The 13,981-nt window shown below is 39.4% G+C and carries 15 protein-coding genes and 1 pseudogene; 14 read left to right on the top strand and 2 right to left on the bottom strand.

Annotation, left to right across the window (positions count from 1 at the left end; all coding sequences use genetic code 11):
* Positions 1 to 18 precede the first annotated feature (18 nt).
* The 10 genes from J2T13_RS22555 (at position 19) to J2T13_RS22510 (ending at position 7,859) form a co-directional block, all read left to right on the top strand.
* The gene (locus J2T13_RS22555; protein ID WP_429374617.1) at positions 19 to 534 is read left to right on the top strand and encodes a hypothetical protein; all 516 of its coding nucleotides are present in this window, start codon (positions 19 to 21) and stop codon (positions 532 to 534) included.
* A gap of 70 nt (positions 535 to 604) precedes the next feature.
* Positions 605 to 1,909 (top strand): phage portal protein, encoded by a 1,305-nt coding sequence (locus J2T13_RS22550; RefSeq protein WP_429374616.1) that lies wholly within the window; start codon positions 605 to 607, stop codon positions 1,907 to 1,909.
* Positions 1,910 to 2,485: 576 nt separating this feature from the next.
* Positions 2,486 to 3,100, top strand: coding sequence for a DUF4355 domain-containing protein (locus tag J2T13_RS22545; protein WP_429374615.1), 615 nt, complete (start codon positions 2,486 to 2,488; stop codon positions 3,098 to 3,100).
* Positions 3,101 to 3,126: 26 nt separating this feature from the next.
* A complete protein-coding gene (locus J2T13_RS22540; protein ID WP_429374614.1) occupies positions 3,127 to 3,957 on the top strand; it encodes a P22 coat protein - protein 5 domain protein in 831 nt (276 codons plus the stop codon).
* A gap of 83 nt (positions 3,958 to 4,040) precedes the next feature.
* Complete coding sequence (locus tag J2T13_RS22535; protein WP_429374613.1) at positions 4,041 to 4,211, top strand: hypothetical protein; 171 nt, start codon at positions 4,041 to 4,043, stop codon at positions 4,209 to 4,211.
* A complete protein-coding gene (locus J2T13_RS22530; protein WP_429374612.1) occupies positions 4,211 to 4,519 on the top strand; it encodes a phage head-tail connector protein in 309 nt (102 codons plus the stop codon). Before J2T13_RS22535 ends, J2T13_RS22530 begins: the two co-directional genes overlap by 1 nt.
* A gap of 47 nt (positions 4,520 to 4,566) precedes the next feature.
* On the top strand, positions 4,567 to 4,797 hold the full coding sequence (locus J2T13_RS22525) for a hypothetical protein (RefSeq protein WP_429374611.1): 231 nt from the start codon (positions 4,567 to 4,569) through the stop codon (positions 4,795 to 4,797).
* 12 nt (positions 4,798 to 4,809) lie between these two features.
* Entirely contained in the window at positions 4,810 to 5,961 is a 1,152-nt protein-coding gene (locus tag J2T13_RS22520) for an Ig-like domain-containing protein (protein WP_429374610.1), read from the top strand.
* Between the two features lie 69 nt (positions 5,962 to 6,030).
* Complete coding sequence (locus tag J2T13_RS22515; RefSeq protein WP_429374609.1) at positions 6,031 to 6,153, top strand: SHOCT domain-containing protein; 123 nt, start codon at positions 6,031 to 6,033, stop codon at positions 6,151 to 6,153.
* An 89-nt stretch (positions 6,154 to 6,242) separates the two neighbouring features.
* Complete coding sequence (locus J2T13_RS22510) at positions 6,243 to 7,859, top strand: recombinase family protein (protein WP_429374608.1); 1,617 nt, start codon at positions 6,243 to 6,245, stop codon at positions 7,857 to 7,859.
* Between the two features lie 62 nt (positions 7,860 to 7,921).
* On the opposite strand, the gene J2T13_RS22505 is transcribed toward J2T13_RS22510, so the two are convergent.
* Complete coding sequence (locus J2T13_RS22505) at positions 7,922 to 8,212, bottom strand: hypothetical protein (protein WP_429374607.1); 291 nt, start codon at positions 8,210 to 8,212, stop codon at positions 7,922 to 7,924.
* Positions 8,213 to 8,336: 124 nt separating this feature from the next.
* On the opposite strand from J2T13_RS22505, the gene J2T13_RS22500 reads away from it, so the two are divergent.
* Positions 8,337 to 10,046, top strand: a complete 1,710-nt coding sequence (locus tag J2T13_RS22500; RefSeq protein WP_429374606.1) for a Cthe_2314 family HEPN domain-containing protein — start codon at positions 8,337 to 8,339, stop codon at positions 10,044 to 10,046.
* A gap of 466 nt (positions 10,047 to 10,512) precedes the next feature.
* Here J2T13_RS22500 and J2T13_RS22495 read toward each other — a convergent pair whose 3' ends face one another.
* Entirely contained in the window at positions 10,513 to 11,127 is a 615-nt protein-coding gene (locus J2T13_RS22495; protein WP_429374605.1) for a biotin transporter BioY, read from the bottom strand.
* A 120-nt stretch (positions 11,128 to 11,247) separates the two neighbouring features.
* Between J2T13_RS22495 and J2T13_RS22490 the strand changes: the two genes are divergently transcribed.
* From J2T13_RS22490 to J2T13_RS22480, 3 genes and pseudogenes are all read left to right on the top strand, one after another.
* A complete protein-coding gene (locus J2T13_RS22490) occupies positions 11,248 to 12,099 on the top strand; it encodes an ATP-binding cassette domain-containing protein (RefSeq protein ID WP_429374604.1) in 852 nt (283 codons plus the stop codon).
* Positions 12,089 to 12,604: pseudogene (locus tag J2T13_RS22485) on the top strand (ABC transporter ATP-binding protein); the annotation flags it as partial. The gene J2T13_RS22490 and the pseudogene J2T13_RS22485, both read left to right, overlap by 11 nt.
* Before the next feature lie 246 nt (positions 12,605 to 12,850).
* A complete protein-coding gene (locus J2T13_RS22480) occupies positions 12,851 to 13,798 on the top strand; it encodes an energy-coupling factor transporter transmembrane component T (protein WP_429374632.1) in 948 nt (315 codons plus the stop codon).
* Positions 13,799 to 13,981: the final 183 nt, after the last annotated feature.

Here is a 13,981-nt window from a genome sequence, read left to right as displayed (position 1 = left end):
CTTTTAGGGGGAATAACATTGGAGAATGATAATCAAGTAACGCTTTTCCTTAAGAATATTGCTGGAATAAATGGATATAAAATTTTTGACAACAAGTGCGGAAATATTACATATAATACCACTTCTTCGAAGTTTGATATTTTATTAAATTCAGGTAGCGTATATGGAATATGGGTTAAACTAGATGATTTAAGCAAGGAGCGACTATGGAAGGAAACAAAAATTACAGTAAATAAGAACACAAATATAAATATAAAAAGTATTAATGAATTAATTGAACTTACAAATAGTTGGTTTCCATTATATTGGGGTAAGGACTTACAGGGTGCTCAAAGAATATTTGCGCATATTAAAGGTCATAAAAATAATGGCAATATCAATATGCCACAATACACTACATTGAAGGAACTTGAAATCATCTACGGTTCAATAGCAATATCTAACTATGCCAAATTCGAAAAGTTATTAATGAAGAATCACCCAGCACTATTAGGTACTTCTCGTGTTGGGAGTACTAGTAATACCGAATATTAAATACGATGAATGAGACCTAATTGGAAGAATCCTGTTAGGTTTTTTTTTTTTGCGTGAAAGGAAGCGTATAATGCAAATAACAGAACCACTAATATTACAGTGTCTATATGAACTCAATCAAGCAGCACTAACGAAACAAATATACTTTGACTATTATAACGGTGACCATGCCATTCTCAAGGATTATGCCATGCAGGAGAGCCGAAGCAATAGAAAGCTAATCTTCAACTTCCCTAGAAAATTTGTGGATAATGAAGTAGGATACATACTCGGTAAGCCTTTAAATTATGTGTCAAAGTCTGATGATAATGAAGTGACTCATAAGATTGATTTACATACTAGCCATTGGGAGAAAGAACATAATATTAATCTAAGAAAGCAAAGTGAAATCTATGGTGAAAGTTTTGAACTGAATTACATTGATACCGATGGGCAGTTCTCTTCAACAGTATTAACACCGCAGAATGCTTATGTACTGGAGGATGGAACAGCAGATCGAAATGTGCTAATGGCCATTCATAAGTTTGTAAGGCGATTTGATGATAAGGTTTACTTGGATGTATATACCGACAATGAGATTTTACATTATGAATTGATAGGAGATAAGAACAATCTAAGCAAACAGAGTAAGTCATCTGAACTTCAATATATAGGTAAACATAATCACATCTTTGGAAGAGTCCCCATTATATCTTGCCCAGCAAACACTGAGCGGAAATGTGGCTTCCAAGATGTGATTTCTTTATTTGATGCCTATAACGCTTTAAATAGTGACCTCGTAAATGAAATCAGCGACCATCGTAATTCATATCTAGTCATTGAGAATGCCAAGTTAGAAGAGCAGGATCTACTCAATATGAAGAAGATGGGCATTATCCAAGTTCCTGCAGGCGGTAAAGTTACATGGCTAATTAAGGAGATCAACGATTCGTTCGTTAAAAATGAACTGGATAATCTCGAACATAAAATTTATGACATGATGGATCAGGTTAATTTTAATGAAAATTGGGCTAGTAATACGTCCTCACTTGCACTCCGGAATAAGCTGCTGAATTTAGAAAACAGAGTGGCGATTCGAGAAGCGATGATGGAGAAAGTGATCAAGAACCGTTTACGGAATCTCTTCACATATCTACATAAAAAAGAAGGTGTTCAATATGATTATCGGGATATCGCTGTTAAGTTTACACGTAACTTGCCGACAGATTTGGTTGGACTAGCTGATGTAATCGTAAAGCTGAAGGATATTGTTTCGCATGAATCATTGCTTGCCATATTGCCATTTGTTGAAAATCCGAAGCTCGAACATAATAAGTTTCATGCCGAAAAGAAACAATTTATGGAATCGACTGGGGATTTGGCACATGCAGAATAAAAGTAAGATTAAACAACTTATCAAAAATAATTGCGCTTCTTATCTCGGAGATAGGCATGGTATCTCCAACTATTGTTGTTTAATGGAGACCTCTTGCGTCTATTTCGATCAAGATTCCATTCTGCCTATATGCCAGTATTTTGAAAATGGAGTTCTGCCAACTGATGAGAGATTGGAACGCGAATATAAGGTGGAAAGGAATATAGATGTTGAAAGAAAGTCAGCCAAGCCAAGAGTTAAATGTAAGAAGTGTGGGAGTACATTCGAGGCTAATTCTAACAGGCAATCTTATTGTGAAAAGTGCCGAGAAAAGAACACACGGGAACAGTCAAAACTGAGGATGCGCAGAATGAAACAAAAGAAGCTAGGATTTACGGTTTAGAGGGGTCAATTAGCTATATATATCAAGGGTTAATAATATACAAAAGTGGGGAGTGGGTATATTTGTACCTTTTCCTCATTTTGCGATTTCTAATGCGTTACATCTTTGTCCTGAGCATGACGTTAATCTGCTACAAAAAAAATAGCGTGTTCGGTTCAAAAGAGTCGAGTGGGCACCAAAGGAGATTAATGAATATGGAACTTGAACAAGTTAAACAATTTATCGAAGAAAATGGCACATCGGAGGAAGTGAAATTATATCTTCAGGGTTTGAATCCTATTAGCGTTGAAGGTATAGATCAGTTTCTTCAATCGGATAAGGAAGGGAAAAGTTGGTTTGATAGCACGGTGGATAAGCGTACCACGAAATCGCTGGAAACATGGAAGACGAATCATCTGGAAGGATTGTTGAATACAGAGATTAAGAAGCGTTACCCAGCCAAGGATGAAAAAGAAATTGAAATGGAGAAGCTGCGTGCTGAAGTTGAAAACATGAAGCTGGAGAAACAACGTGAACAGTTAACGATCCAAGCCATCAAAATAGCCAGTGAAAAGAAACTTCCACTCCAGTTAGTGGATTTTTTTATTGGTGTAGATGAGTCTACAACGACTGCTAACTTGGCTGCATTTGAACAGTCCCTGCAATTGGCGGTACAACAACAAGTCGAGCAACGATTAAAAGGGGATGGCTATACTCCTCCACAAGATTCAACAGGTAAGAAGTTCACATTGGATGCCATTAAAGGAATGTCGCAAGACGAAATCAACAAGAATTGGGATCAGGTCAAACAAGCATTACAAAACAAATAAAAACGAAAAGGATATGGTGAATACATATGTCAGTTAACAATTTTATTCCAACAATATGGAGCGCACGGTTAAATGAAAGTTTTAAGAAAAATCTGGTCTATGGGAATATCGTGAATACAGATTACGAAGGTGAGATTAAAGGCCAAGGATCAACAGTAAAGATTAACTCTATTGGTGCAGTAACCATTGGTACATATGATAAAGTAGCAGGAATAGGTAATCCTCAGGAACTAGATTCTGCACAAAAGACACTTGTGATTGACCAAGCCAAATTTTACAACTTTACTGTCGATGATGTGGATGCTGCTCAGTCCAATGTTGATTTGCTAAGTGGAGGTATAGTGGAAGCATCTTATGGGTTGGCAAATGTGGTAGATCAGTACATAGCTGGGTTCTACACTGAAGTAATAGCAGGAAATACAATTGGAAATGATACAACGCCTATTATTCCTACTTCGGTAACGGCCTATGATTTGCTTGTAGATTTAGGCGTTATCTTGGATGAAAATGATATTCCAGAAGGAGAGCGGTTTGTTGTTGTTCCTGCGTTCTTCTATGGTTTACTTGTTAAAGATCCACGTTATACAAAGGATACCAACGTTATGAGAACGGGATTTGTTGGAAGTATTGATAATATGTCGGTCTACAAATCGAATAATGTGCCAAATATAACTGGTGCAAAATATAAGATTATTGCTGGACATAAGAGTGCCATTTCTTTTGCGGGTCAAGTGGATTCAGTTGAAGCTTATAGACCAGAGAAGCAATTCTCTGATGCAATCAAAGGACTTCAAGTGTTCGGTGCAAAATGTATTAGACCTGAGGCCATTGCTGTATTGACTGCCAATAAGTCTTAAACGAGAACTCATTATAATAGAAGAAGCATGTCAGGGGTGTCCATTTTGGATGCCTCTATTTTAATTTTAGGAGGCTGGAAAATATGTGGTTTTTGAATGAAGAAACAGGATGTACATGGGAAGTGTCAGACCAGGAGTTGATTCAGCGGTTACAGTTAAATGTGAATTATAAACAGGTGGATGAATCAAAAAAAGAAGCACTGAAAACACCTGAGGTGAAAATTACGAAGCGTAATGATAAGGAACCAGCGTAATGGTAGAACAATTAAATTTGTTGAAACGGTTGTTAGGTGTGGATGATTCAGATACATATAAGGATGATATTTTTCAACATTATTTAAACAAAGCTAGGAGCAATATCATCGGGTATTGTAACATGGAGAGTTTACCGATGGCTTACGATGAAGTGGTTGTGGATTATGCCTTGTATCTGTACAAGAATAAAGATTCAGTTGGTTTGATGCAAAAGCAAGAAGGGGAACGTTCATCCACTTATGAATCAGGAATCCCACAAAGCATTCGACTGGCTCTTCCCCTGCCTAGAATCAAAGTAGGGTATTAGTCATGTTTAATGATACGAAACTTGAGATTTTAGAATCTGTACATTTGATGACTATACAATCGATCTATGCCGATGTTCAGCCATACATCAAAAGCTATACATTTGAGGATGATATTTCGTTGGAAGTTACACAACGAGCCTTTTGCGATAAAAACTCTGATCTGGAACTGTATCGACTTTTACGGATTAATAATCAAATTTATATCATCTTGGATTTGAAAGAATGGAGCGATCATATGGAACTATATCTATATCGTTGTAAGTCTGATTTTGAATAGGAGAGAGTATTGATGACACGAAGTATTGACATGAAGTTGGATTTCTTTCTTCGAGAGAAGGGCGAACTCGTATATATAAACGGTATGCAGCAGATTGCTCTCATTCGAGATGCAGTCGATAAGATACAGGCAACAGATGAAAAAATAGTACGTACAGCAACACCAATACATACGGGTGATTATATTGATTACCAAAATGAACGCTATCTGATAACAAGCGAAATTGACCATAATGATCAATCGTATCGAGGAAGGATGAGAAAATGCAATTATAACATCGCATTTAACTGGAGTGGGAACGTGAAGTGGTTTGATGTCATTGTAGAGGGGAAAAGTTTTTATATTAATGTAGGCAATATCATTTCAATGGCTGAGGGCAGTATTAATGTGTTTTTACAGAATAATGCTGACACTAGAAATATTATGCTTAGCCAGCGATTCTACAATACGAATCAACCGTTTAAAGTCGAGGGAATAAATCGTACTGTAAAAGGGATCATCCAGTTAAGTTGTACGTTGGACAGTATTTCTACCGCTTATGATGATGTGTCCAATAATATTGCAGACCGATGGAAATTTGAAATTGCACATACATACGCATTAAACATTGACAATGGAACGACAGCTAATATTCTGTTGAATGATATTTTACAATTGAATTGTACAGCCCTTGATAATGGCAATCCAATTGTGAATCCCGCGATTACTTTTACATCAAGCGATCCAAGTGTTGCTACTGTAGATAATGAAGGTAAGGTTATGGGGATTCAAGCAGGACAAGCCATGATTATTGCGAAGCTAACGTATCATTCAAATATTGTTGATACGATTCAGGTTACGACTAACGAGACAGTAACACATAATTATTCGATTACGATTACCGGAAATGCAACCATAAAAGTGGGGCAGAGCACATCATACGTCAGTCACTTCTATGACAACGGAACCGAAGTGTTTGATCAGTCGGTACAGTGGAGTTTAAGGAATCAAGCCGATACTACTCCGATTATGGCTAGCATCACAGCCAGTACAGGGAATAGTGTGACCGTTAAAGCGGGTAGCAGTAGTAGTTACTATAATAAATATATCGTATTGTCTGGAACGCTAACGAACGATCCAACAGTGACAATGGAGAAGACAATACAAATAAAAAGCATAATATAACATTCATACATAATCGGCTTGCCCACTTGGGTGAGTCATTTTTATTTATTTGAGAAGGAGCCAATACATATGAAAAAGTCCATCGAATACATACTTAGCGTGAGTCTATTAAAGCAACTCAAATCACAAAATTTAATCACTGAAGAAGAGTTTTCTGAGATCGATTTGTTAAATAAAAAGTCTTTTAAATAGCTTGAAAAATGGACGAAAATGACTTGATGATGTCTAGAAGTAATCGTAACATGTGACAGTGAAAGGAATATATTTAAGGGGGAAATATTATGGCTAAAGTATTGAAAAAAGTTGTAGTTGTACCAATTAAGACGTTGGAATTAGTAGATGGTATGGTACAGATAATTAAGAAACGAGTATGTGCTTACTGCAGGGTCAGTACGGATTCAGAGGAGCAGCGTGAAAGTTATGAAAACCAAGTTCGGCACTATACACAACATATTGAAGGGAATTCGAATTGGGAGTATGTAGACATATATGCGGATGAAGGTATATCAGGGACGAACACAAAAGATCGAGTAGCTTTCAATCGAATGATAGAGGATGCTCGTGCTGGGAAGATAGACCTGATATTAACGAAGTCGATATCGAGGTTTTCTCGGAATACAATGGACTTGTTGAAATATGTTAGGGAATTGAGGAGTCTTGGAATTGGTGTACTATTTGAAAAAGAAAATATTAATACACTCGAATCTTCTGGCGAAGTATTTCTAACTATCTTCAGCTCAATCGCTCAGGATGAAAGTAGAAATATATCCGAAAACTCTAAATGGGGCATTCAGAAAGGATTTGCAAACGGTAAAGTACATTGTAATACAACACGCTTTCTTGGCTACGATAAGGATAAAGAAGGAGAGCTTATCATTAATGAATCGGAAGCTGAATTAGTACGCAGGATTTATGAGGAATACTTGGAAGGTAAAAGCTATCAAAAAATAGCCAATGGCTTGATGAAAGACGAAATTAAAACGGTAACAGGAAATGTGAAATGGTGGGACTCCACTATTACCACTATGTTGACTAATGAGAAATATTACGGAGCTCTACTTCAACAAAAAACGGTGACTGTAGACTTCCTATCGCACAAGCGAGTGAGGAATATAGGACAAGAACAGCAATACTTAATTGAGGATAACCATGAGCCAATCATCTCTAAGGAAGTGTTTGAGGCCGTACAGAAGGAAAAAGAGCGCCGAGCAAATCTCAAAGGGAATATCATGGGTGATCGAAAGAAATACTCAAGCAAATATCCATTCAGTAGTAAAGTGTTCTGCGGATGCTGCGGAGCAAACTTTAAAAGGCGAACATGGAACAGCAACAATCTTTCGAAGAAAGTGGTCTGGCAATGCCGAACCTACGTCAACGAAGGTAAGGATGCTTGCGATGCTAAAGCGGTTGATGAATATGTGTTACAGAATGCCTTTGTAAGGATATTTAATCGGATGCATGAAAATAAGGATGGATTTATCCGAACCTTAAATGCGAATATTGAAGCGATACTTTCCAAACGAGAAGGGCATGAGGCACTGACTAAAGTAGAACAGAACATCGAACAATTAAAAGCCGACCTCAAGGGATTGGTAAACCTGAAGCTTCGGGATAATATAGATGAGATTGTATATAACGAAGAAAATAGTAGGATATCTCAGGAACTGGATGAACTCCGAAAGAAGAAAATACATATTGAGAAAGACTTGGATCAAAAATCACAAGTAACACAACGAGTAAACCAAATCATACAGATCATGAATACAAGGCAGGATTTACTCGAAGAATTTGATGATGAACTATTTAACGCGTTGGTAGAGAAGATAACCATTCTCTCACCAACGCGTTATTTGTTTACACTGAAGAGTGGGTTAGAGATTGAGGGGTTCGAAGAATAAACTCCAACCTAAAAATTACAATAGAGACAGATGGCATGGAACGAATTCATGCTGTTTAGTCGTCATAATTTAGATTGACTCCCCCCTACAAAGCAGCCAATCGAATGAATCAACCTCATACCATCCTTCATACCCTCGGAATACATCCACTCTTTCTCCTTAGTCTGCTTATGGTTAATCGTCTCTTCCCATTCAAGAATTTTCAAAAACACCTCTGGTTCAAGTTGTTTCTTCAAATCATCCGTAATATCGCTCAGCTTGATTCTGACAGTGTGAATATCATGCTGTTTTTCTGAAGCACCCGCTATTTCATCAAAGCGTTGATCCAATGCTTGCTTAAACCAATCTACCATAAGATATTCTCTCCCCATTATTCGAGTGTGTGTATGGTAACTCTGATGGAAGGGGATGGCAAGATCATATTATTAGATCATTATATGGTATGATTAATAAAAAGAAACAGATTGGAGAAATATCATGTGGCAGAAGATGTTCAGAAGTAGATATTCATCAAAAACTTATCGAAAACGATATAAGTGTCCAGAGTGTGATGGATATACTCTTCATATTGATCACGACAATTTTGCCGAGTGTGAAGAGTGGTGTGATTCTATCACTTCAGAAAAAATAATATCTAAAGTCGTGAAGGAAGACGACTTCGAAGGTTATTATACAACAGAAGAAATAAAAGAAAGTTTTTGTGATATTAATGAAAAGGTAGAAGAGAGAATGAAACTTCTAAAACAAAACAATAAGTATAAGAGTATATACTCTCGGATGCAAATTAATAGAATGAATAGTTCGTTTAATAAATCTGTTTATATTGATGAATTATTGAATGATTACGATATTAAATATTTCAGGAAATATCCTGAGAGACATAGTCAAATTCAAGTGTCGGGTCTGAATGATTCAGAAATCTTGTTGAGCTTGATCGAAGACGTTCACTTTTTTATTAATAAAACGTTAAATGAGTTAGTTTTGTTTGAGTTTGCTGTTGATCGTTTTGATGATAGTAAAACTCACTCGGGAAGGTTTTTTTTGAATAATTCTAAGTTACACACAGTCGGAGCTTGGGAAAGAGTAATCAATGTTCTAGCAGTATTATTCAATGTTGAATATGATAATATGAGGAAGAATTCTTTTTGGGATTTGCATAGTAAACTAACACAGAATGAGGAATTCAAAGAAACTAATTCCTTTAAATTATTGAACAATTTAAAGGGAAGTCAATTTTTCCGAAAAATAGTTGAAAGTAGAAAAAAAAATGATCATGATATTTCCGAACATATAAGTTTAATACTTAGCGGTGCTACTAATAAAACATATGATCCCAATTATAACTTTGATTTAGAATTAATTCCTGATTGCGATGATATATTGAAAAATGCAGAGACTGTTTTGAGCATTTTAGAAGAAAGCATAACCATATATGAAAAAGTTGCACTCAACAACAATCAGATATATGTATACGATTGTTTAAAGCAAAGCTATTTTTCTGATTTCCACAAAATTAGAAGCGATATAGACGATCTTAAACCATTATCATTCGATGTGGAATTTAAAGGTTTTTATGATGAGGTTTCAACCCTGATAAAAAAAATAGAAGTTCAAAAAAATAATTTTAATTCTAGTAAAACTCAACAAAATATTGAATACTTTAGAGAAATTTACACATACCATACAGATGTAATTTTCAGGCTTCATGAGACAAGTAGATGTTTTTTTGATTATGGCAGATGTCTCAATGGATCAATATTAAATCATTACCCATTCCCCGATTTTATTATCAATAAGGAGTACTTTGTGTATGCAGCAATATATAGAACTTATGCATGTTTTGATAAATTGGGTAAGATAATTTCAAAGGTATATGGGATTGTACACAATAAAGAACACTACTATTTTGAAGATGTGGTAAGTAATCCTCAGAGTGAAGAAAAATTAATTGATACCATCTTGTTTGAGATGATTAACAATTTATCAGCTAATAATGACTTTAAAGTATTGGCTGAATATAGGGATAATATTTTTCATAATATGAGACCTGGTACTATTTATGGTGCTGAAGGTGCGGATACTCATGAACATATCATGGTGCATTACATTTATAGAAATTGCCATAACCTCTTGAATATTGTAAATGAATTGAATAATGAGATTATTAAGAAATTCAATCTAACTTAAAGGATTATCTATATCCCTATTACCGTCTCCACACATGTGGTCTGCGGAAAGATAGTCCATTATATTATGGGGACGAATTGGGGACCAAAACAGTCACCAAGTATCATAAAAGAACCAAAAGGATCATACGATGGTTGCTACAAACCCTTATAGAATAAGGATTGTTCGTAATTTAGCATACTTAATCCTATCTGATCTCTATCGCTGGCAGCGATGAGGTCAGGGGTAAGGTTTTCCTCCCTAAAACCATCTCTACTTGATTGACATTTGTAGAGTTAGGCGTAGTAGAACTATTTGTAAGGATATTAAATAAAGCCACTTTACTCCAAACGATTACGCTCGTTTCGGAGTAAAGTGGCTTATTTTACTGATTGCTCTGGAGATTCGTAATAGGGGTATGGGTTCTTACATCATAGTGCGTCATTTTCTAGATAATTCGTGATCCATACAGGACTTTTGACAACCACTATAACGTAATCGTAGTTTCTTTCATGCGTTTGTTAACCGTTGACGTACGAATATGGACAATGTAAGGTGTTAGGGAGACTGCCACAATGGCACCGACGAATGATTTAATGGCGTCTCCTAGTAGGAACGGATAGCAGCTGGCAACCAATGCTTTCGGCAGTGACATGCTCAATACGTGCATAAACCAAGGGATACCGGGTACATAAGCAAAAAATGAACTAAATAGTTCAAATACAATAAAAAACGCGATGAAGGCAATGACTTTGTTCTGTTTGATGCTTGGGCTCTGTAATAGACGGCCTACGGATAGACTGAGGAGCAGCGCGCAGAATGGGAAGGCGAATATAAAGCCGGCTGTGTATCCTGTTAAGGTAGCCCAGCCACCTTGGCCGCTGAATAGCGGTAAACCGAATGCGCTGAGCACAATAACGATAAAAATGCTAAGAAAAGCGTTGCGAGGTGTGAGGAAAAGGCCGGATAATACAACGGCAAAGGTCTGCAATGAAAACGGTACTAACCCTCCTCCTAATCGGATTGAGATCGTGCTCATGACAATAAAGAGTGCTGCGAATAAAGCGATAAATACGAGTGAGCGGATATTATTGGTTTTCAAAATGAGTTAGCTCCTTTATATAGTTGCATTTTAATCGTTAACCATTTATATTTATGTTGGTTAACAAATGAAATTGTAGCATAGCCAATCGTTTTGGGGAAGAGGTTGGGTGAAATTTTTGTGGAACAACATTGTCTGGTGGAATTAGTGCAGGTTACGGTTACACCAACCGAGTGGGTTGAAAGGTTGGAGGCTCTGCCTATTTTGAAGGAAGTAAGCATTCGTATCGATAGAGGACAGTTTATTACACTCGTAGGACGCAACGGGAGCGGGAAAAGCACATTGGCTAAGGTTGTCGCTGGTTTTCGGACGGCCGGTGTAACTGGGAGTATGATTCTTCGAGCAGAATCAGCCGCTGGAGTCCATCGGATTCCTATAGTGATGCAGCAGCCTGAGGCAGCAATGGTCGGTGCTACGCCGTGGGAAGATGTTGTGCTTATGCTGGAGCAGAACGAAATGGAATGGAGTCAGATCATACCGTGTGCTGAGCAAGCGCTTCATCAAGTCGGTATGGGTGAACGAATGCATCAGCCGATCGAAACACTGTCAGGAGGTCAGAAGCAGTTGGTTGCAATTGCAGGTTGCCTTGCCGCGCACTCACCGCTGCTTGTGCTTGATGAAGTAACAGCCATGCTTGATCCAGAGGCTGCTATGCTTGTACTAGAGCGGGTTCGAGCACTCCATAAGAGTGGGGTAACTGTCATTTGGATAACGCAAAAGCTGGAGGAATTAAGACCTGGGGATCGAATTGTTGCTATGAATGACGGCAAAATTGCTTATGATGGACTTCCTGAGGGTTGGTTCTCTCGATCAATAAACGGTCATACAGAGAGTGTATGTGAGCAGCTAGGCTTCGAGGCCCCTTATGCGGCCCGAGTTGCATGGGAGCTGGAGCTGCTGGGAGTTCGGCTACAGCCGTTTCCATTCACTGCCGATATGCTTGCAGAGGCGGTGAGTAGTGATGAGCGGTGATTGGAAGCTTCATGGAGTAACCGTTTGTGCTGAGGGAGCAGATCATCGAGTACTGCTTCAGGATGTAGATGCACAATTTCAAACGGGGAAGATTACGCTACTGCTTGGTCATAATGGAGCAGGGAAGTCAACGTTGCTTGAGACGATGGCCGGTATTCGCTTACTGCACAAGGGAAGCATCGAGCTGGATGGTGAGTCGTTATGGGTACAGCATGGTCGTAGGCCTAAACATAACCTCGATGTGACGCTGAAACTCGGTATTTCAATGCAGCATTCTGAAGCACAATGGTTTGCATCAACTGTTCGCGAGGAGATGCTTTACTCCTTGAAGCCGTATCAGGTTCAGATGGATACGGTGGAGCAGCGAATGGAAGAAGCGCTGGCTAAGGTCGGTCTCAAGAAAGAGCTGCTGAAGCGTGACCCTTGGACACTCAGCGGTGGTCAGCAGCGTAGGTTATCGCTCGCCTGTTTACTGGCATGCGAACCGGATTGGCTGCTGCTGGATGAGCCGACAGCTGGGCTCGACGCTGCCGGGATACGTAGCCTGTGCGCAGTACTTGAGGCGCACAGGGCTGCAGGGCGCGGAGCGGTCGTTGCAACGCACGACCTAGACGCGCTACTGCCGCTCGCGGACGCGGTCGCCGTCGTTAGCGGCGGCGTAGTCCGCGAAGCGGCTCCTGCAGCGGCGATAGCGCATGCACCACAGGCGCTGCATGCGCTAGCGAAGCTACGTGCCGCTGGTGTGGTGGCGTTGCCGCCGCAGGAAACCTTACCGCAGCACGGCGGTGCGCCGTGGCCGGAGCCGCACGAAGTTGCTGCAGTGATTGCTGCCGAGCTTGCGCGACCAGCGCGCGTGCTCGAGCAATCTCGCGCTGAAATAAATAAGGTGGATGAGTCGAAAGTAGCAGATCAACAGCCTCCTAGTTCAGATATGGAGACATCTCCATCCCTATCAAACGAGCAGAAGTGCGGGACCCGCTACGATCCAAGAGCGCTCGTCATGATGTATTTGTTGCTCACAGCGGGTGTACTAGCACAAAGGAGCTTTCTGCAGCTATTGATTACAGCGGTAATCATAGCAGCTTTATTAACGCCGTTTCGAGCGCTGATTCGGCCATGGATGAGAGTTATTCGCGCATATGTGATTATCATTGTCGTTTTTTGTATTTTTTCAGGAGTATCCTTCCAACCTTTCGATGTGGATTGGGAGAAGACGCTTCCGACGGCACTTCGTCTTAGCAAGTTACTACTTGTTATGCTGCTGGGTATGCCGTTGTTGAAGTTAATGACACCTCTAAGGCTACAGCGTGCGATCGAGCAGACTTTCGGCTGGCTAAGCCGCTTTAAGTTGCCTATTTATTCGTTTGCGCTACTCGTTACACTTATTTTTCGCTTTATTCCTTTATTAACAGGGGAATGGGAAAGGTTCGCGAAGCTTGCTCATGCGAGGGGTAAGGCGGTAACACCGCTGCGATCTGTACCCATTAGAACGATTAGATCGGTCATCATTCCTTACGTTCGTTCGATTCTTCGCTTAGCGGAGCAAATGGCTGACGCGCTTGAGGCGCGCGGCTTCGGCTATACGAAGCGCAAGCCATCATTCGGCTTCCGTCTTCGTTTCGGTCGCTCTGATGCGGTCCTAATAAGTGTATCCGTCCTTTGCAGTCTATTGCTTTTTTTACTCCCAGCCGTTTTGTAGCATAGAGAGCGAGTGTGAAATCCACAAGATATCCAGATTATCGGCAAGTAGCGTTCGCCACCCATGCGACGTTGCTTGCCTTATTTTGTCCTAATCATACGAAAAGCACGGTAACGTCATCAGGCGTCAGTGTTCTGTTCAATTAATAGTAGGTACTCTTCTTCCGTGTTGTTCTAGCATTCA

Source organism: Paenibacillus sp. DS2015 (assembly GCF_050433705.1).
Classification (GTDB): domain Bacteria; phylum Bacillota; class Bacilli; order Paenibacillales; family Paenibacillaceae; genus Paenibacillus_AQ.
This window is presented reverse-complemented; position numbering and strand designations above follow the sequence as displayed.